Origin of the sequence: Rhodococcus sp. 14-2470-1b, assembly GCF_002259415.1 — a bacterium.
In the GTDB taxonomy this organism is placed as follows: Bacteria; Actinomycetota; Actinomycetes; order Mycobacteriales; family Mycobacteriaceae; genus Rhodococcoides.
This window is the reverse complement of sequence record NZ_NPFY01000028.1, coordinates 110943-130158: the sequence shown is the minus strand read 5'-3', so window position 1 is coordinate 130158 and position 19216 is coordinate 110943. Positions and strand designations below refer to the sequence as shown.

The following is a 19216-nucleotide window of genomic DNA, read 5'->3' as shown; positions in this document are numbered from 1 at the left end:
TCAGGAATCCGAACCGTCGTCGCCTGCTGTCTCGGACGTCTCGGGACGCTCGCCGAGTCCGGGGACCTCGATGCTGGGGCAGTCCTTCCAGAGCCGCTCGAGGGCGTAGAAGTTCCGCTCGTCGTTGTGCTGCACGTGCACGACGACATCGACGTAGTCCAGTAAGGCCCATCGACCTTCCCTGGTCCCCTCTTTACGGACGGGCTTGAAGCCTTCTTCGCGAAGCTTGTCCTCGATGTTCTCGACGATCGCGTTGACCTGGCGCTCGTTGGGCGCCGAGGCGATGACGAAGCAGTCGGTGATGACCAACTGCTCCGAGACGTCGAGAACCACGACGTCGCTCGCCAGCTTGTCGTCGGCCGCGAGTGCCGCGATGCGTGCGATCGAGGTGGCCTGGTCTGTAGCAGTCACTTAACTTGTCTCCCGTTGTGTGGAACTCGAGTGTGTCGAACCGGCTTGTGTCTTCTGAGGGGCAGGCTCCGACATGGTGACAGAGCCGTCGAGGCGCTGTTCGCCTTGCGGTCGGTAGAGGTTTCGCTTGGAGATGTACTGGACCACGCCGTCCGGTACGAGGTACCAGACCGGGCGATTCTCGCTTGCGCGCAGTCTGCATTCGGTGGAGCTGATCGCGAGTGCCGGTATCTCTATCAGCGTCAAGGCGTCCTTCGGCAGGTCTTGGAGATGATCCGCCAGGTGCTCGACGCCCAGTTCGAAGCCCGGCCTCGATACTCCGACGAACTTGGCGAGCTCGAACAGCTCTTCCCAGTTCTGCCAGGTGAGGATGCTTTCCAGGGCATCGGCACCGGTGATGAAGTACAACTCGGCACTCGGGTGCTGCTCGCGTAGATCACGAAGCGTGTCGACCGTGTAGGTAAGTTTCTCGCGGTCCACATCGACTCGACTGACCGAGAAGCGCGGATTCGACGCAGTCGCGATGACCGTCATGAGATAACGATCCTCGGCCGGGCTGACGGCCTTGCCTTCCTTCTGCCACGGCGTACCCGTCGGGACGAAGATGACTTCGTCGAGGCCGAAACTGTTGGCTACCTCGCTCGCTGCCACGAGGTGGCCGTGGTGGATGGGATCGAACGTTCCGCCCATCACGCCCAGCCTGCGAACTACGTCGGGTTGTCGGTGCACGATTGACGAGCTTACTTGCCGTGCTCAGACGGGAAGGAGTCGCGAGACGATGTCACTCAGTTGCTGCGCCGATCGGCACTCGTACATGCCGATCACCTCGCTGTACACCCCTGCCGCGGAGTCTCCGGACCCCCACTGCCCCTTCGGCTCGGGGTTGAGCCAGTACGCGTGCTTGGCAACGGCAACCGTTCGCGCCAGAGCCCCGAGTTTGGGATCCCGATAGTTGGTGCGGCCGTCGCCCAGGACCAACACCGAGGTCCGTGAGGTGACGGTGTGCGCGTACTTGTCGTCGAAAGTCTCGAACGCGTTGCCGTAATCGGAGTGACCGTCGTAGGTGATCAGCTCGGATTCGCGCATGATCCGCGACATGGCTGCACCCAGGTCGCTTCCGGTGTCGAAGAATCGAGTCACCTCGTCCGTCGAGTCGATGAACGCGAACACCCGTACCCGCGAGAACTGCTCCCGCAACGCGTGGACGAGCAACAACGTGAAGTGACTGAAGCCTGCGACGGAACCGGAAACGTCGCACAGCACCACCAGCTCGGGCCGCGCACGCCTGGGCTTTCGCTGCACGAGGTCGATCGGTACACCACCGGTGGACATGGATTTTCTCAGCGTCCGCCGGAGATCGATCGAGCCACGCGTGCTGCGCTGCCTTCGCGCCGCGAGGCGACTCGCCAGCAGCCGCGCCAGCGGGGCGACGCTTCGCTTCAGGGCGACCATCTCGGTGTCCGACGCTCGGAGGAAGTCGACTTCCTCGGCGAGCTTGGGGACGCCGTAGCTCGCGACGCGTTCCTTGCCGAGGCGCTCGGCAGCGCGACGCCGAGTCTCCTTGTCCACCATTTTCTTCAGGTCGGCGATTCGCTGAGCGGCTGTGCGCTTGGCGACCTCGTCCTCGTACGATCCCGCTGGCCTGTTCGATCCGGTTTCCGCGTTTCCGAGTAGGCCTTCGAGTATTCGGCTGAGCAACGTGTCGGGTGCGACGTCTCGGAGGGCCTGGTATGCCGAGAAGGACGGTCCGTTCGCCGATTTGTACTGGCCGAGTTCCTCGACCATCTGCGCAGCGAGCATCTCGGTCAGGCCGATCGCGTCCTCGCTGCCGTCGACGAGCAGGTCGGTGATGAGTTCGCGAAGTGCGACGAAGTCGACGTCCCCGTCGGGGGTACGCGGAAGAGCAGTGTCGATTCGTCCGGAGTCCCGTTGCCCGGTGGCCGCGGGGAACCACAGGTCGAACAACGCGTCGTAGGTGTCACGATGCGTGGGCCGACGCAACAGCGCGCAGGCAAGGCCTTCACGGAGGGCTTCGCGATCGAGCAGATCCAGAACCGCCAGAACGTGCCCCGCGTCCACGGTCTCCGACGGTCCGACGGCTATCCCGCGCTTCCGCAATGCCTCGACGAAATCGACGAGGTGACCGGGAAGACCGTGCGGTGCAAGCATGTCAGTTCAACCGGAGCTCGGCCGCGGCCTTGTCCTGATCGGATTGGTGCTTGAGCACGACCCCGAGCGTGGCACGGACTGCGTCGTCGTCGAGTGTGTCCATCCCGAGCGCGAGAAGGGTGCGTCCCCAGTCGATGGTCTCCGCGACCGACGGCAACTTCTTGAGCTGCATCGCCCGCATGACACGCACGACGCGCACCAGTTGCTCGGCGATGGCCTCAGGGAGCTCGGGGACTCGGCTCGCGAGGATCTTGCGTTCGAGGTCGGCGTCCGGGAAATCGAGATGCAGGAACAGGCAACGCCGTTTCAGGGCCTCGGACAGCTCGCGGGTCGCATTGGACGTGAGGACCGTGAACGGCCGTCGCACCGCGGTGATGGTGCCGAGCTCGGGGATGGTGACGGCGAAGTCACTGAGCACCTCGAGAAGCAGACCCTCGATCTCGACATCGGCCTTGTCCGTCTCGTCGATCAGCAGAACCGTCGGATCCTCGCGGCGGATGGCTTGGAGCAGCGGACGAGCCAGCAAGAATTCCTCGGAGAACACATCCAGCTTGGTCTCGTCCCAGCTGCTCGAGCCGACGGTGCTGGATTGGATGCGCAGGATCTGCTTGGCGTGGTTCCACTCGTACAGTGCACGGGCCTCGTCGACGCCTTCGTAACACTGCAGTCGCACCAGTTCCGCATCGGCCGTCTGTGCGACAGCTCGCGCGAGCTCGGTCTTCCCCACTCCTGCCGGTCCTTCGATGAGCAGCGGCTTGCCGAGCCGGTCCGCGAGGAACACCGACGTAGCCGTGGCCTTGTTCGCGAGATACCCGGTCTCGGCGAGCTTGGCCACGACGTCGTCGACACTCGCGAACAGGGGCGGTGTCGTCGGTAATGCTCGATCCACAGTCAATCCTCTCGGGTTCTGCTTCAGGACCTCGGTCACACCCGGCACGATCAGACCGGGCGGGTGTGACCCTCGCCCCAGACGATCCACTTGGTCGACGTGAGCTCCGGAAGACCCATCGGGCCTCGGGCGTGCAACTTCTGGGTGGAGATGCCGATCTCGGCGCCGAAGCCGAACTGCTCTCCGTCGGTGAAGGCGGTCGACGCATTGACCATGACCGCGGCAGCGTCGACTCGCGTCGTGAATTCCCGAGCGGCGCCGAGGTCGGCGGTGACGATGGCCTCGGTGTGCCCGGTGCCGTAGGTGTCGATGTGCGAGATCGCTGCGTCGATACCGTCGACGACCTTCAGCGCGACGTCGAGAGACAAGTACTCCTCCGACCAGTCCTTCTCCGTCGCGGGCACCAATCCGGGTAGGTCGCCGTGCACGACGACACTGTGAGTCTGAAATGCCTGCAGCAACCGCGGAACCGCGACGTCCGCGATCGAACCGTCCACCAGAATGGTTTCCGCCGCGTTGCACACACTCACGCGTCGGGTCTTGGAATTGAGAACGATCTTCTCCGCGGTGTCGAGATCCGCAGCCGAATGCACGTAGATATGGCAGTTGCCGACACCGGTCTCGATGGTGGGCACCGTTGCATCACGAACGACTGCCGAGATCAGCCCGGCTCCACCGCGCGGGATGACGACGTCGACGAGTCCGCGGGCTTGGATCAGGTGCGTGACCGTCGAGCGGTCGAAGCTACGCAGAAGTTGGACGGCGTCGATGGGTAACCCGCCGGCTGCGAGTGAGCCCTGGATGGCTTCGACGAGGGCGGCGTTGGAACGCGCCGCGGAGGACGATCCTCGCAGCAGTGCAGCGTTGCCGGACTTGAACGCGAGACCGAAAGCATCGACCGTCACGTTGGGACGCGCCTCGTAGACCATCCCCACCACGCCGAGAGGAACGCGTTGCTGGCGGATTTCCAGGCCGTTCGGCAACGTCGACCCTCGAATGACCTCCCCGACCGGGTCCGGCAGTCCGGCGACCTGGCGCAGACCTGCGGCGATTCCGTCGATCCGAGCTTCGGTCAACCGCAGGCGGTCGAGAAGACCCTCGTCCGTGCCTGCGGCTCGCGCAGCGTCGACATCCGCAGTGTTGGCGTCGATGACCTGTGGAGCTGCGGCAAGCACCCCATCTGCAGCTGCGTGCAGCGCAGCATCCTTCTCGGCGGTGGTCAGGAGCGCCAGGGCGCGCGAGGCGACCCTCGCTCGCTCGGCCGCGGCATGAACGAGTTCACGCTCGTCCACCTCTTCGTGGGCGGGTGCTGCAGTCATGCACTACACACTAACCGTCCGACACCGACGTTCCTGCAGTCGGTGAGTCGGCGCAGCCGAGTCGGGAATGACGACGCTGCCGCGTCGGTTGCCACGCTTCGAGGGTCTGCACTTCGACCGGCAGCCCGTCTCGAGAACGACGAAGGAGAAATCTTGAGCGCCTTGTTCGAGCCCCTGACACTGCGGGGCGTCACGTTCCCGAACCGTGTGTGGATGGCGCCGATGTGTCAGTACTCCGCCGCCAAGGAGGGCGACGACGTCGGAGCGCCCCACGACTGGCACCGGACCCACCTGGTCAGCCGCGCCATCGGCGGCGTCGGGCTGGTCATCACCGAAGCTTCCGCCGTCAGCCCGGAAGGTCGTATCAGCCCGGCCGATCTCGGGATCTGGAACGACCGCCAGGCCGACGCATTCGCGGACATCGTCTCGCGGATCCACTCCTTCGGGTCGGTAGCCGGCATCCAACTGGCGCACGCCGGCCGTAAAGCGTCGACGACGGAGCCGTGGGCGGGTGGCGAGTCGATCCCCGCCGGCGAGCCGCACGGGTGGACCACGGTTGCGCCGAGCGCACTTGCGTTCGGCGACTACTCGACGCCTGTCGCAGCGACCACCGAGGACATCGCCGGCATCGTCGCAGATTTCGCTGCCGCCGCCGAGCGGAGCCTTCGCGCTGGATTCAGAGTTGTCGAGATTCACGCAGCGCACGGTTACCTGATCCATCAGTTCCTGTCGGCAGCGAGCAACAAGCGCACGGACGACTACGGCGGCGACTTCGCCGGACGCACACGTCTGCTTCTCGAGGTCGTCGACGCAGTGCGCGCGGTGTGGCCGGCCGACCTGCCTCTGTTCGTCCGAGTGTCCGCAACGGACTGGCTCGACGACACCTCGGGGCTGGAAGCTCCGAGTTGGACTGCGGATCAGACAGTCGCACTCGTGCAGCTGCTGCAGGATCACGGCGTCGACCTGATCGACGTGTCGAGCGGCGGAAACGCGCGGGCCCACATCCCTGTCGGTCCCGGGTATCAAGTGCCGTTCGCGAAGAGGGTCCAGAACGAGACGACCATCCCGGCTGCGGCGGTGGGGCTCATCACCGAGCCCAAGCAGGCCGAGGACATCGTGGCCACCGGCGAAGCGACTGCGGTGTTGCTGGGCCGAGAGCTTCTGCGCGACCCGTACTGGCCTCGCCGCGCCGCCCGCGAACTGGGTGCAGACATCACGCCGTCGGTGCCGAATCAGTACGCGCGAAGCTGACCGGCTCGGCTGAACGACGAAGACGCCGAACCGATTCAGTGCATCGTGGGTACCCCGGAAACGAGAGGCGAGTCCGACTCCGCCGGGGTGCCCACGGTGTTGTCACGGGCCCGAGGGATCGATGCCTCAGCCTACGAAGCCCAGTTTCTTGTCCACCACGTTGACGAGGTCTTCGGAACGGGCGTATTTCGTGAAGTTGGCGACGAACAACGCGGACAATTTCCCACGCCATCCGCGAGCATCGCCACTCATGTGCGGTGTGACCACCAGATTCTCGGTGGTCCAGATCGGGCTGTCAGCCGGCAGCGGCTCTGTCTCGAACACGTCCAATGCCGCCCCGGCCACGTGACCCGACTGCATCTGCGCAAGCAACGCGTCGGTGTCGAGCAGCTCACCCCTGCCGACATTGATTACTCGCACACCGGGTTTGGTGGCGGCCAACACGTCAGCGCTCACCACACCTCTCGTCGCCTCGGTCAGCGGAGCGACGAGCACGAGGTAGTCCACGTCGGGCACGACCTGGACCAGGTCTGCACTGGCATGCACCACACCGAATTCCGCGTCTCCGGATCGCGCCGTGCGACCCACACCCGACACGCGCATACCGACCGCCCGAAGCAAGCGACCGATTTCGCGACCGATCGCACCCGTACCGACGACCATCGCGTGGGCGTCGTCGATACGCTCGGTTTCCCTGTGCTTCCATTCCTTTCGCTGCTGGAGCGCAGCGGACGCTGCTGTGTCTTTCGCGAAGGCGAGGATCTGTCCGAGTACGTACTCGGCAATCGGCCGGTCGAAGACACCCCGTGAATTCGTCACCACCACATCGGAATCGGCGAGATCGGCGAACATGAGCGAATCGACTCCGGCGGCTGCGATGTGAATCCATTTCAGCGAGTCGCACCTGCTCCACACCTGCTCTACCGCAGACGAGAAGAAGTCCCACAGCAGCAGCACGTCCGCCCCGGGGACGGCATCCGCGAGAGTGTCGGCAGTGGCGTAACGAACCTCCGCCACCGCGGACACCGTCTCCATGCCGACGGGAAGATCGTCGGCATGGAGTACGACGACAACGGGCTTGTCCGCCACTACTTCTTGTACCCCACGAGTTCCACACCGGATGCCGCGACCTCGTCGTCGTTGTCACCCGGGCACTGACTGCCCCGCAGTGAACGACCGGCCGTTTCCGGCATCAGCATGATCGGCACGAACGCAATTGCCGCGGCGAGCATCATGTACCAGCCGGGGATCAAGTTCGATCCGGTCTTGTCGATCAGGAACGTCAGGATGAGGGGCGCAGTACCGCCGAACAGAGACGTCGAGACGTTGTAGCCGATGGCGAACGCGCCGTATCGCACCTGCGTCGGGAACAGCGCCGGCAGCGTCGAGGACACGCACGAGCACATGATCACCAATAGGATGCCGAGTCCGAGCAGTCCGATGGACTGGCCGACGAGACCGGTGTTGATGATGAGCAGAAACAGCGGAACGCTGAACACGAAGTAACCGACGCAGGCGGCCAGCAACAGCGGTTTACGGCCTATTCGGTCGGACAGCGAGCCGATCGGGTTGATGATGGCCATCATGATCAACATGATGATCACCAAGGTGAAGTTGGACTGAGTCGTGCTGTGGCCCAGTGTGTCGCTGAGGTAGGACGGCAGGAACGTCAGCACGGTGTAGTACGCGATGTTGAGCAGCAAGACGAATCCCATCAGGATGAGAATTCGCTGCCAGTAGGTCATCGTCGTCTTCAACGACGCAATCGCACCGCCACCGGACGCACCCTCGGAGACCGTTTCGCCGTCGGCCTTCGCTTCGGAGAACACCGGAGAATCCTCGAGCCGCGTCCGGAGCCACAGGGCTACGATTCCCAGCGGCAAGGTCAGCAGGAACGGAATACGCCAACCCCATGCCTCCATGGTGTCGTCGCCGAGCCCGAGGTTGAGCAGCGTACAGAGAGTAGCGCCGGCGACAGTGCCTGCCAGGGTGCCGAATTCGAGGAACGACCCGAAGAATCCGCGGCGCCGGTCCGGTGCGTACTCGGCCATGAAGACTGCCGCGCCTCCGTACTCTCCACCGGTGGAGAAGCCCTGCACGAGTCGGCAGACGAGCAGCAGGATCGGGGCGAGAATGCCGATCGTGTCGAAGGTGGGCAGAATGCCGATGGCCGCCGTGGCGATCGACATCATGGTCACCGTCAGGACCAGGACCTTCTGCCTGCCGATGCGGTCTCCCAGCGGGCCGAGCACGATCCCACCGATAGGCCTGATGATGAAGGATGCCGCGAGCACCGCGAAGGTGGACAGCAGGCTCGCTCCCCCGTCCTCCGACGGGAAGAAGTTCGCAGCGATGTACACCGCCAGGTAGCCGTACACTGCGTAGTCGAACCATTCGACGGCGTTACCGAGTGCCGATCCCCCGATGGCACGGTGAAGAATTTTGGTCTCCTCCGGGTTCAATTCGGAGGTGTCGGGCGGATAGCCCGTAGGACTTCCGTTTCCCCCTGCTTTCGAGTTACTACTGTCGGACCCACTGCTGGACGACTGTGTCACGGCCGGAATACCTCTCGCTTTGTGTACAAACGTGGAGCGTCGGGTTGGTACTTCGCAGCGTTTCACACTACGGAAGCTGATGTTCGTGTTTTCGCGCTACCCCTTCGTCCTGGACAAAACTGCAGGTAGCGCAACGATTCTGGACGCCAATAGTGCGTACGCCCTTGCGCTGTCACACAATTGCTGGACCGACACCGATTCATCGGGTTGATGAGCCTGTGTTTCGATCTCACCCGGTCCCAGCACGACGACGGGCGTACCCAGATCTCGGGCGACGAAACCTCCGTCGCAGGATGCGGTCCACACGTCTGTCCCGCGATAACCGACCGCGTCGGTCACCGCAGCAACCGCCGCGGCCGCTGTGTCACTGTTTTCGCTGGTCAGAAAGCCCGGCATCTCCATCGAAACGCCAACGGACACTTCGACGCCGTCACCGGTGATTCCGGCGCCGTCGATCGAGAGACTCAGCTCGCGGGCAATCTCGTGTGCGTCTTCGCCGGGCAGAAGCCGCCGATCGACGGTGAGGACGCACCGATCGGCAACCATCGAGGTTCCGGTACCACCGACGATGGTGCCGACGTTCCAGGTTGCGGGACCGAGAACGGGGTGTGGGTTCTGTCGCATCTCGTGTGCGGATTCCTCGACGAGTCCGACGATCTTCGCCGCAGCCTTGATCGCGCTGCGGCCGTTGCTCGGTCTACCTGCGTGCGCGGACCTGCCCGTCACCACGATCTCCAGATTCGCAGCACCCCGGCACGCGGTGATCGTCACCAGGTCCGTCGGTTCAGCGACGATGCAGTGCGAGTACCTGGGCGCTGGCCCGCCCGCAGTGGTGCCACTCTGCACGAACGCTCTGATTCCGAGACCGGTGTCTTCCTCGTCCACGAGACAGGCAAGCGAGACAGGCGCGGTGAGTTCGCCTGCAGCGCGCTCGATCGCGGCCATCGCGATCACCACCGCGGCCAGACCGCCCTTCATGTCGCACGCGCCACGTCCGTACAGTCGGCCGTCACGTGTCGTCGCACGAAACGGATCCGTCGACCATCCACCCCCGGCGGGAACGACGTCGGAGTGCCCGACGAAGAGAACACCCGGATCCGTCGATCCCCCCACCGAGACAATCACATTCGGTCGACCCGGTGCTACGTCCACCACCTCCACTCGGAAGCCCAGATCACGGCACCGTGCGGCAAGCACGTTCGCAACGTCGCCTTCGGTACCACCTGGGTTCTCGCCACCTGCGTCGATCAATGCCGAGGCAAGAGAAACGATCTCATCGGAATCGATACATCCGAGCAGCGCCTCTTCGAAATCGGCAACTTCCCCCGTGATCATCGAGTGGGATCGCTGGACATCGTGTCCACCGCGCGGTCCACTGCTGCGGCAAGCCTTTTCACACCTTCGTCGATTCGCTCGGGCGTCGAGGACGCGAAGCACAACCTCAGCGAGTCGTGGAACTTGCCACCGACGGACAGTGCAGGTCCGGGTATGTAGGCGACCCCTTCTGCCAGAGCCACCTCGAACAGATCCTGAGTGGACACAGCGGATGCCCTCCCGCGCAGCGTGGCCCAGAGAAAGAACCCGCCTTCGGGATCGGTGGTCTCGATCGTGTCGCCGAAGTACTTCTCCAGGCTCCGTTGCATCGCGATTTTCCGTGGCCGGTATACGGCGGCGAGCGAACGAAGATGTTCGGTCAGTTGACCCCTGCGGATGAACTCCGCGATCATTCGTTGGTTGGGCAGGTTGGTGCAGGTGTCCATTGCCTGCTTGGCGTTGATCAGCAACTGCCTGGCCTCGGGGGCGGCGTCGACCCATCCGACGCGCAGACCGGGTGCGATCATCTTGGAGAACGTTCGCACGGAGAAGACCAGCGGATCCGAGGGGCTGAGCGCAGCGAAACTCGGTATGTTCTCACCTTCGAATCGGAGCAGCCCGTACGGATCGTCGTCGAGGATCACCGATCCCCACTGATGTGCGAGTTCGATCAGCAGTGTGCGCCGGGCCAGCGACATCGTCGTGCCGGACGGGTTCTGAAAGTTCGGAATGACGTAGATCATCTTGGGAAGGCGCCCTGCTCGGGCGACCAGGTCCGGCAACGCTTCGACGATCAGTCCGTCGGAATCCATCGGCGCTTCGAGTACTTCGCCGCCGTAGCTCAGCACCGTCGCGGTTCCGTTGGTGTAGGTGGGGCTTTCGACGATCACCAGATCACCTGGATCCACGAACAGCTTGCAGGCGAGATCGAGCCCCTGCATCCCACCCGAGGTGATCACGATTCGGTCCGCCGACGATGGTTCGCCCACCGAGTCGAGGTACTCCAGGAGTGCGTCCAGCAGGCCGGGATCGCCTTCGGTGGCGGCGTAATCCATGGCGTCCGTCGTCATCACCTGCGCCGCGATCTCCGAGAACGCCGCCGCTGGAACCGTCTCCGCAGCAGGCGAACCCATCGCGAATCGAACGATGTCGTGCTTCTGTGCGGCGAGGAGCGACGTGGAGGAGTCGATGACCGATCCGACGAGTTTGTCGGTCCGAAGCGCCCACGGGATGGCGGGAGTGGAGCCTGCGGAATGACCCTGGTGGGCGGGAGTGGAGCCTGCGGAATGACCCGGAGAAGCGGGAGTGGAGCCTGCGGAATGACCCTGGTGGGCGGGAGTGGAGCCTGCGGAATGACCCGGAGAAGCGGGAGTGGAGCCTGCGGGGTGGTTGAGCGAGGTGGCGTGCATGTTCACTCCTTCGTCAGTAGGCGGCGCGGGTACGAGGTGAAGGTTTCCACTCCGCTGTCGGTGACTCGGACGGCTTCGGAGACTTCGTATCCGTAGTCGTCCATCCACATTCCGCCGATGATGTGGAAGGTCATGTTCTCGGCCAGGACGGTGTCGTCGTCGGTCCGGATGCTGACGGTTCGTTCACCCCAGTCCGGTGCGTAGGCGATGCCTATCGAGTATCCGATGCGAGACGGTTTGTGCAGGCCGTGTTTGGCGAGGCCGACGTTCCATATCTGCGCGAGTTCGGTCGTTGTCATTCCTGGTCGAACCTCGGCCAGGACTCCGTCGAGTGCTTCTCCTGTCGATTGGGCGAGGTAGTCGAGTCGCTTGCTGGGGGTTCCGAGGACGATGGTGCGCGCCATCGGTACGTGGTACCGGCGGAAGACGCCCGCGAGTTCGACGACGGTGGTCTCGCCTGCGATGAACCGCTGGTCGGACCACGTGAGATGCGGTGTGTCCGCGCCGGCGCCGGTGGGCAGCATCGGGACTATCGCCGGGTGGTCTCCGCCGAAATCGTCCGTTCCCCGTACCTGGGCGTTCATGATGGCCGCGGCTGCGTCGCACTGGCGTCCGCCGACGACGACGGCATCGTAGGCTGCCGACATCGCGGATTCGCAGACTTCGGCGGCGCCGCGCATGAGGTCGATCTCGGCGGGTGATTTGACCACGCGCACCCAGTTGACGAGTTCGTAGGAATCGGTGAATCGATATTCTGGAAGGGATTTGACCAGGGCTTCGAATGCCTTGGGGCTGAAGTAGTACGAGTCCATCTCCAGACCGACTTGGCCGTGCGAGAAATTGTTCACCACACCGAGTTCGCGGAGTCGCTGTGCGACCCAGACGAACGGGTGGGTGTCCTTGCGCTGCACGAAGGTCTCGGGATAACCGAATGTCTGCTCCTGCGGCAGCCACGAGGTCCGAAATGCTCCGTTGGCATCCATTTCTCTGGCGAAGAAGTACAGGTCGCCGTCCAACGGCACATAGAGCATCTGGGGGGTGTAGAACGACAAAGCGTTGTAGCCCAGCAGGTAATAGAGGTTGGATGGATCCGTGACGATGAGCGCCGTGAGGTTCTGTGACGCCATCGATGCCCGTACCGCTGCAAGGCGGGCGGAGTACTCGTCGTCGGTGAACGTGATGGGAGTGCTGTTGGGCAGATCCACGTATTCGGCCAGGCCTTCCGAGTGGTTCGGTCCGACTGCACTGGTGACCTCTGCCGCGAAGTATTCGTTCACTGGTACCCCCTTTCGAGGCGTTTCGGGTGTTCCGATCAACCGGTCTGCAGTTTGCAGATTGTTGACAATCAGGCTAAGTGCCAGGTCCACTCCGCCGCAAGAGAATCCGTGTTACTTCTTCGTTTCGACTTGTGCGCGCGGGCGACACGCTACCGACCCGCCCGCGCGCACGTACCCTGACCAGCTACTGGGCGATTCCCGTTGCCTCGTCGGCCATCGCACGCGTGAGATCGTGGATCGCGGTGTCCATGTGCTCGTGCACGCCGGCTTCGAGTGCAGACCAGTCTCCCCCGACCAGCAGGTTCACCAACAACTGATGTTCTTCGACCAATGCTTCCGGTCGGTAGTACGCGGTTTCGAGGTTGGCCATGCAGATGCGCGCTTCCGCGGCCAACGTCGCGTACATCCGCGACATGCGACTGTTGGACGTCGCGGACACGAGCGCAGTGTGGAACGCCAGGTCCCGCTCGGCAAGCCCGAACCAGTCCGCGCGATCGATGAACGGCTGCATCTGATCCACGATCGCCGACAATCGAGCAGCCGTCACCTTCAACGTCGATTCCTCCCCGTGCACAAGGGTCCACGCGGCGCCCACTTCGATCGCTGCACGAGCCTCGTAGATCTCCGCGACATCGTCGCTGCTGAGTTCCACGACGAACACTCCGCGATTGCGGTAGCTGACCAGCAGACCTTCTTGGTTGAGCCGCTGTAGCGCTTCCCGCACCGGGCCTCGGGATATTTCGAGTTCGGCGGCGACGTTCGCCTCGTTGATCTGCTCACCGGGGGCATAGGAACCGTCGATGATGCGGTCACGGATCTGATCGGCGATCACCATCGACGTGTTGCGCGCGTTGATGGGCGTCAGTCTTCTTGATCCTGGCACTGGTCTCTCCTCCTGCTAGGACCTTGGGATAGCAAAATACTTGTACTCGAGGAACTCGTCGATGCCGACCCTGCCGCCCTCGCGGCCCAACCCCGATTGCTTGACTCCGCCGAACGGCGCCGCCGGGTTAGACACCAGCCCGGTGTTCAACCCGACCATTCCTACTTCCAACCGCTCCCCCATCCGGAGCGCTCGATCGATGTCCTGCGTGAAGACGTATCCGACGAGTCCCCATTCGGTGTCGTTGGCCAACGCGATCACCTCGTCCTCGGTGTCGTACGGAACGACAGCGGCCACCGGGCCGAAGATCTCGGTCGACATCAGATCCGACGTGGGATCCACCGAATCGAGCACGGTAGGCGGATAGAAGTAGCCAGGTCCGTCGTCCTGCGCACCGCCGACGACGGCGCGCGCGCCGCGTCCCAGGGCGTCGTCGACCAGACGCTGCACCTTGGCGCGGCCCGCCTCGTCGATCAACGGCCCGACCTCGACACCGGCTCTGGCACCTGGGCCCACCTCCAGTGCGTCCATTCGCGCACCGAGCTTCTCGGCGAACTCTGCTGCTATGGAACGATGTACGAAGAACCGGTTCGCCGCGGTGCATGCCTCACCCATGTTGCGCATTTTCGCCACCATCGCCCCGTCCACGGCCCGGTCGACGTCGGCGCCCTCGGCGACGACGAAAGGTGCGTTGCCACCGAGTTCCATCGACGTACGCATCACCGTCGGTGCGGCTTGCGCGAGAAGGATTTTCCCCACCTCGGTCGATCCGGTGAAACTGATCTTGCGCGCCTCGCCGCTTGCCATCCACGATCCGACGACACCCGCAGCGTCGGTCGTCGGAACCACGTTCACGACTCCGTCCGGTACCCCCGCCTCGGCGAGAATCGCCGCGAGCGCCAGGGCGGTCAACGGCGTCTGCTCGGCCGGTTTGAACACCACAGTGCACCCTGCGGCCAGAGCAGGGCCGATCTTTCGCGTACCCATGGCGAGCGGGAAGTTCCACGGGGTGACCAGGATGCACGGTCCAACGGGTTCGCGGGTGACGATGATTCGATTCTTGCCGTCGCCGGTCAGGGTGTGATCACCCGAGATCCGTACTGCTTCCTCGGAGAACCACCGAAAGAATTCGGCCCCGTACGCAACCTCACCACGTGCATCGGCCAGCGGCTTGCCCATCTCCGCAGTGATGATCGCGGCCAATTCCTCGGTGCGCTCGATAACCAACTCGAACGCGCGACGGAGGATGATACTGCGTTCGCGGGGAGCCGTCTGGGCCCACGACTTCTGGGCTTTCGCCGCGGCTGTCATGGCCGCCTCCGCGTCCGCGACGGCCCCGTCGGCCACGGTGGCGATGGTCTCCCCGGTCGCGGGATCGACCACGTCGAAGGTCTTTCCCCCGTGTGCGTCCTGCCAGCTGCCGCCGATGAACACCTGTGTCGGTGAACCGGTCTCGGGTCGGGTCAGTGATGTGGTCATACGTCCCTCCTGGTGGTACCTGGATCCAGAATGTGTGCAAGATGCGTCGAGGCTCCGGCGCTGTGGTTGTCGGTGAGCTGGCGGACCTGCATATGGCAACTGAAGCCGTCGGTCAGGATCGGGCGATTCCCGGCCCGACGCACGGCCGGCGCGAGGGCCTGCTCGGAGACCTTCATGCTCATCTCGTAATGATTCGGTTCGAAGCCGAAATTTCCTGCCACACCGCAGCATCCAGTTGCTTCGTCGACCGACTCGATGCCCGCTGCGGCCAGTGCCTTCCGCTGAGTGGCTTCACCGAAAACAGCATATTCGTGGCAGTGCGTCTGGACGGTCACGGCGTCAGGGACCGGCCCCGATGGTGTCCATCCGCCCGCCGCTTGGTCGATCACGGCACCCGCGAAGCTCCGTACGCGTGCTGCGACGCGTCGGGCTGCGTCGGTGTTCACCAGTTCCGGCAGGTCCTTCTTCAGTGCCGCCGCACAACTCGGTTCTGTGACGACGATGGGACGGTCGGTCCCGTCGTCGAGCGCGTCCGCCGTCCGAGCGAGGTGCTTCCTGGCCGTCGCAAGCTGCCCGGTGGAGATCCAGGTGAGCCCGCAGCAGACGTCGCTGCGGCACTCGGCTGTTCGGCCGCCGTCGGCGAGGACCCGAACCGCAGCGCCGACGATCTCCGGTCGAAACCCTCTGGTGAACGAGTCGACGAACAGCACGACGTCACCGCCCTGAACCGAGCCGGCGGTCTGCGCCTTCAGTTCTGCACGTGATGCGAATCGAGGAAGCGCACGCTCGGTCGTCAGTCCTCCGAGTTTCGCAGCCAGGACACCGATTCTCGGTGTCAGCACGGCATTGAGCGCCGGAGCGATGCGCGACGTCAGCTTCAGCCACCGCGGAAGCCATCCCAGGGAATAGTGCGCCAACGGACGCACCCGACCAGCGTAGTGATGGTCGAGGAACTCCGCCTTGTAGGTCGCCATGTCCACGCCGACCGGGCAGTCGGAGGAGCACGCCTTGCAGGACAGGCACAGATCGAGGGATTCCTTGACATCGGCGGATGCCCATCCGTCGGCGACGGTCCTCGAGCTGCGCACCATCTCCTGCAGCACTCGTGCCCGCCCGCGGGTGGAATCCTTCTCGTCGCCGGTCGCCCGGAAACTGGGGCACATCACTCCGCCGCTGCTCGATCGACAGCGGCCGACTCCGACACAGGATTGTGTGGCGTGCACGAACGGATCGAGATCCGGGCGCGCGCTGACGTCCGGGCCCGATCCGATCTGGTGTAGATCGAACGTCGTCCTCCACTCCCGATTCGGAATATCAGCCAGTGCAAGGTCTTTCATCATCGGTGCCGGGTCGGTGATACTGCCCGGGTTGAGCAGTCCCCCCGGATCCCAGATACGCTTGAAACGCGCGAATGCGCCCAACATCGTGGCCGAGTACATCACCGGTAGCAGCTCCGAGCGCGCGCGTCCGTCGCCGTGTTCGCCGGACAGTGAGCCGCCGTGCCGGACCACCAGTGTTGCTGCATCCCGCAGGAACGCGTTCATTGTCGCGCGGCCCCCATCGGTCCGCTGGTCGAACGTGATGCGCACGTGCATACATCCCGCACCGAAATGCCCGTACATCACTCCGGTCAAGCCGTGGCGCGCCAGCAGGTCACGGAAGTCCGCGAGGTACGCGGCAAGATTCTCCGGCGCTACCGCCGAATCTTCCCAACCAGGCCAGGATTCGGTGATACCGCTCTTGCCGTCGGACATGCGTGCCGACAGTCCAGCGCCGTCCTCACGCACTCGCCACAACGACTTCCGCTCGGACGGATCGGCAACGACACGACCGTCCTTCAACCGTCCCAGTTGCCGGAGCCTCTCGAGGAGACGCTCGGCCTTGTCCTCGACTTCGATGGGGTCCTCGCCGTCGAGGTCGACGTACAACCAGGCGTTTCCCGACGGGAGGCCGCGCACCGAGTCTGCGCCGCGACGCAACCGCATGGTGTCGACGATCTTCTCGTCGATGCCTTCGATTGCAGCGGGAGAGAATTCGAGAATTGTCATGACGTCCTCGGCGGCCTCGACGACGTCCTCGTATCCGAGGCTGAGCAACAGCGCCGCGGGAGGTATCTCCACGAGGGAAACCGTCACGGCGACGACGATCGCGCAGGTACCCTCGCTTCCCACGAGCGCACGTGCCACGTCGAACCCGTTCTCGGGCAACAAGGTCGACAGGTGAAACCCCGAAACCTGGCGAGGGATGAGCCCGAGCTCGAGACGGAAGTCCGCCATGTGATCGGAGACGAGCGACGTCAAGTCCTCGGTGATCCGCGCAGCTGCCTCGACCGACTCGGAGTCGAACGGGTCCACCGCGGTGAGTCCGTCCCGGGTGGCACGCAAGAGGTGCCCGTCCACGGTGACGACATCGAGGGCGATCGTGTGGTCTGCTGTACGTCCGTAACGCACCGAGTGGTTGCCGCAGGCGTCGTTGCCCACCGCGCCGCCGACGGTGGCCCGGGACTTGCTCGACGGATCGGGTGCGTACGTCAGCGCCCCTGCCGTCTCCGCCGACACCGCGGCGGCGAGTTCGGAGATGACGATTCCCGGTTCGACGACAGCAGACTTCCCTGGCTGGTCGATCGACACGACTCGAGTCATGTGGCGAGAGAAGTCGAGAACGACCCCAGCACCGATCGCATTGCCGGCCATGGACGTGCCGCCGCCACGGCTGACTATGGGTACGCCGGCACTCGTACATGCTCGGACCACGGTCCGGACCTCATCCGCGCTCTTGGGAAACACGACAGCGATGGGCGGGACACGGTAGTTCGAGGCGTCGTAGGAGTACTCGGCACGCCGCCGAGGTGAGTCGTCCACCTCGATGTCCGTCCTCCGCAGGACGCCGAGGACGGACGAGGCATCGAGAACGCTCACAGTGCTCGCTTCAGGGTTCTGGCGATTGCGTCGAGCCCTTCGGCGACCTCGTCGTCGGTGACCACGAGCGCGGGAATGATCCGAACGACATTTCCGAACCCGCCACAGGTGAGCAGCAGCAGACCTTCGGAGATGGCCGTCTGCTGCACGCGCGTCGCAGCCGCGGCGTCGGGTTCTCCGTTCTCGTCGACGAATTCGAGTGCTTGCATCAGACCGAGGCCGCGAGCATCACCGATGGCCGAATACTGCCCCTTCAGGTCGTTCAGTCCCTCGAGAAGTACCGCACCCTGTTCGGCAGCGTTGTCGACGAGGCCCTCGTCGCGCACGACGTCGAGTGTGGCCACGGCGGCGGCGGCGGCAACGGCGTTGCCGCCGTAAGTTCCTCCCTGCGAACCCGGCCATGCCTTGGACATGAGTTCTTCGGACGCAGCGATTGCCGAGATCGGGAATCCCGAAGCGAGTCCCTTCGCGGTGATGACGATATCGGGGCGCGCAGCGGAGTGCTCGTGGCCCCAGAACTTGCCGGTGCGTCCGACACCCGCCTGAACTTCGTCGAAGATGAGGACGATGTCGTGTCGATCCGCGCGCTCGCGCAGTCCTTCGAGGAACGCGGGCGGTGTCGGCAGATAGCCACCGTCGCCGAGCACAGGTTCGATGATGAATGCAGCAGTGTCCGCGGGGCTGGACACGGTCGCCAGAAGGTAGTCGAGCTCTTTCAGAGCGAACGCCACGGACGTCTCGGTGTCCCAGCCGTAGCGGAATGCGTAGGGGAACGGGGCGATGTGAACGCCTCCCATGATGGGCGAGAAGCCCGAGCGGAATTTCGTGCCCGCCGTCGTCAGCGACGCCGCCGCGACCGTGCGGCCGTGGAATCCTCCGTGGAACGCGATGATGTTGGGACGCCCGGTGGCCATCCGGGCGAGGCGGATCGATGCCTCGACGGCTTCGGAGCCGGAGTTGGCGTAGAAGACGCTGTTCAGTCCGGCGGGGAGTACGTCACCCAGTTTCTCGGTCAGTTCCAGGAGCGGCTTGTGCATGACGGTCGTGTACTGCGCGTGAATGATCTTGCCGACCTGTTCGCGCGCGGCCTCGACGACCTTCGGGTGGCAGTGTCCGGTGCTGGTGACGCCGATTCCGGTGGTGAAATCCAGGTACTTGTTTCCGTCGGTTCCGTAGATCCAGCTGCCCGACGCGTAGTCGACGACAACCGGTGTGGCCTGCTTGAGTGCGGGGCTGAGGTGAGTGCGAGCTGGAGCTGTCATGCGAGCTATCGTGGTTCAGGATTTGCAGATTGTCAACAATCTGCAACCAATCGCTTCGCCGGGCTCTCGACGACATGGAT

At 64.1% G+C, this 19216-nt stretch carries 15 protein-coding genes; 1 reads left to right on the top strand and 14 read right to left on the bottom strand.

What is annotated here, in order from left to right; translation table 11 throughout:
* The 5 genes from rsfS to CH293_RS20700 are packed head-to-tail and all read right to left on the bottom strand — an operon-like array spanning position 1 to position 4788.
* Positions 1–411, bottom strand: a complete 411-nt coding sequence (gene rsfS, locus CH293_RS20720; protein WP_019664697.1) for a ribosome silencing factor — start codon at positions 409–411, stop codon at positions 1–3.
* Positions 412–1140 (bottom strand): nicotinate-nucleotide adenylyltransferase, encoded by a 729-nt coding sequence (gene nadD, locus CH293_RS20715; RefSeq protein WP_255032893.1) that lies wholly within the window; start codon positions 1138–1140, stop codon positions 412–414.
* A gap of 24 nt (positions 1141–1164) precedes the next feature.
* On the bottom strand, positions 1165–2580 hold the full coding sequence (locus CH293_RS20710) for a VWA domain-containing protein (RefSeq protein ID WP_037110316.1): 1416 nt from the start codon (positions 2578–2580) through the stop codon (positions 1165–1167).
* Position 2581: 1 nt separating this feature from the next.
* Positions 2582–3469 carry a MoxR family ATPase gene (locus CH293_RS20705; protein ID WP_037110362.1) on the bottom strand — a complete coding sequence of 296 codons (888 nt, stop codon included), beginning with the start codon at positions 3467–3469 and terminating at the stop codon, positions 2582–2584.
* Between the two features lie 50 nt (positions 3470–3519).
* Positions 3520–4788, bottom strand: a complete 1269-nt coding sequence (locus CH293_RS20700; RefSeq protein WP_037110314.1) for a glutamate-5-semialdehyde dehydrogenase — start codon at positions 4786–4788, stop codon at positions 3520–3522.
* 153 nt (positions 4789–4941) lie between these two features.
* Between CH293_RS20700 and CH293_RS20695 the strand changes: the two genes are divergently transcribed.
* The gene (locus CH293_RS20695; RefSeq protein ID WP_176460077.1) at positions 4942–6039 is read left to right on the top strand and encodes an NADH:flavin oxidoreductase/NADH oxidase; all 1098 of its coding nucleotides are present in this window, start codon (positions 4942–4944) and stop codon (positions 6037–6039) included.
* Between the two features lie 126 nt (positions 6040–6165).
* Here the strand turns inward: CH293_RS20695 and CH293_RS20690 are convergent, their stop codons facing one another.
* The 9 genes from CH293_RS20690 to CH293_RS20650 form a co-directional block, all read right to left on the bottom strand.
* Positions 6166–7128 (bottom strand): D-2-hydroxyacid dehydrogenase, encoded by a 963-nt coding sequence (locus CH293_RS20690; protein ID WP_094721362.1) that lies wholly within the window; start codon positions 7126–7128, stop codon positions 6166–6168.
* Entirely contained in the window at positions 7128–8594 is a 1467-nt protein-coding gene (locus CH293_RS20685) for an MFS transporter (protein WP_241483771.1), read from the bottom strand. The genes CH293_RS20690 and CH293_RS20685 overlap by 1 nt, the downstream gene beginning before the upstream one ends.
* A gap of 96 nt (positions 8595–8690) precedes the next feature.
* The gene (locus CH293_RS20680) at positions 8691–9929 is read right to left on the bottom strand and encodes a M20 family metallopeptidase (protein WP_094721361.1); all 1239 of its coding nucleotides are present in this window, start codon (positions 9927–9929) and stop codon (positions 8691–8693) included.
* Positions 9926–11323 carry a PLP-dependent aminotransferase family protein gene (locus tag CH293_RS20675; protein ID WP_217900777.1) on the bottom strand — a complete coding sequence of 466 codons (1398 nt, stop codon included), beginning with the start codon at positions 11321–11323 and terminating at the stop codon, positions 9926–9928. Before CH293_RS20675 ends, CH293_RS20680 begins: the two co-directional genes overlap by 4 nt.
* Positions 11320–12534, bottom strand: coding sequence for a Xaa-Pro peptidase family protein (locus CH293_RS20670; RefSeq protein ID WP_170945308.1), 1215 nt, complete (start codon positions 12532–12534; stop codon positions 11320–11322). The genes CH293_RS20675 and CH293_RS20670 overlap by 4 nt, the downstream gene beginning before the upstream one ends.
* 244 nt (positions 12535–12778) lie before the next feature.
* Positions 12779–13477, bottom strand: coding sequence for a GntR family transcriptional regulator (locus CH293_RS20665; protein ID WP_241483769.1), 699 nt, complete (start codon positions 13475–13477; stop codon positions 12779–12781).
* 15 nt (positions 13478–13492) lie between these two features.
* Positions 13493–14956: an NAD-dependent succinate-semialdehyde dehydrogenase gene (locus CH293_RS20660; RefSeq protein ID WP_094721360.1), complete on the bottom strand. Its 1464-nt coding sequence runs from the start codon at positions 14954–14956 to the stop codon at positions 13493–13495.
* Positions 14953–17874 (bottom strand): FAD-binding and (Fe-S)-binding domain-containing protein, encoded by a 2922-nt coding sequence (locus tag CH293_RS20655; RefSeq protein WP_094721359.1) that lies wholly within the window; start codon positions 17872–17874, stop codon positions 14953–14955. The genes CH293_RS20660 and CH293_RS20655 overlap by 4 nt, the downstream gene beginning before the upstream one ends.
* Positions 17871–19136 carry an aspartate aminotransferase family protein gene (locus CH293_RS20650; RefSeq protein ID WP_037110302.1) on the bottom strand — a complete coding sequence of 422 codons (1266 nt, stop codon included), beginning with the start codon at positions 19134–19136 and terminating at the stop codon, positions 17871–17873. The genes CH293_RS20655 and CH293_RS20650 overlap by 4 nt, the downstream gene beginning before the upstream one ends.
* Positions 19137–19216: the final 80 nt, after the last annotated feature.

What these genes read in the sequence shown, in the direction of transcription:
- CH293_RS20680 (WP_094721361.1), bottom strand. Translation starts at nt 9,929, where the DNA reads ATGATCACGGGGGAAGTTGCCGATTTCGAAGAGGCGCTGCTCGGATGT.
- CH293_RS20700 (WP_037110314.1), bottom strand. Translation starts at nt 4,788, where the DNA reads ATGACTGCAGCACCCGCCCACGAAGAGGTGGACGAGCGTGAACTCGTT.
- CH293_RS20660 (WP_094721360.1), bottom strand. Translation starts at nt 14,956, where the DNA reads ATGACCACATCACTGACCCGACCCGAGACCGGTTCACCGACACAGGTG.
- CH293_RS20710 (WP_037110316.1), bottom strand. Translation starts at nt 2,580, where the DNA reads ATGCTTGCACCGCACGGTCTTCCCGGTCACCTCGTCGATTTCGTCGAG.
- CH293_RS20650 (WP_037110302.1), bottom strand. Translation starts at nt 19,136, where the DNA reads ATGACAGCTCCAGCTCGCACTCACCTCAGCCCCGCACTCAAGCAGGCC.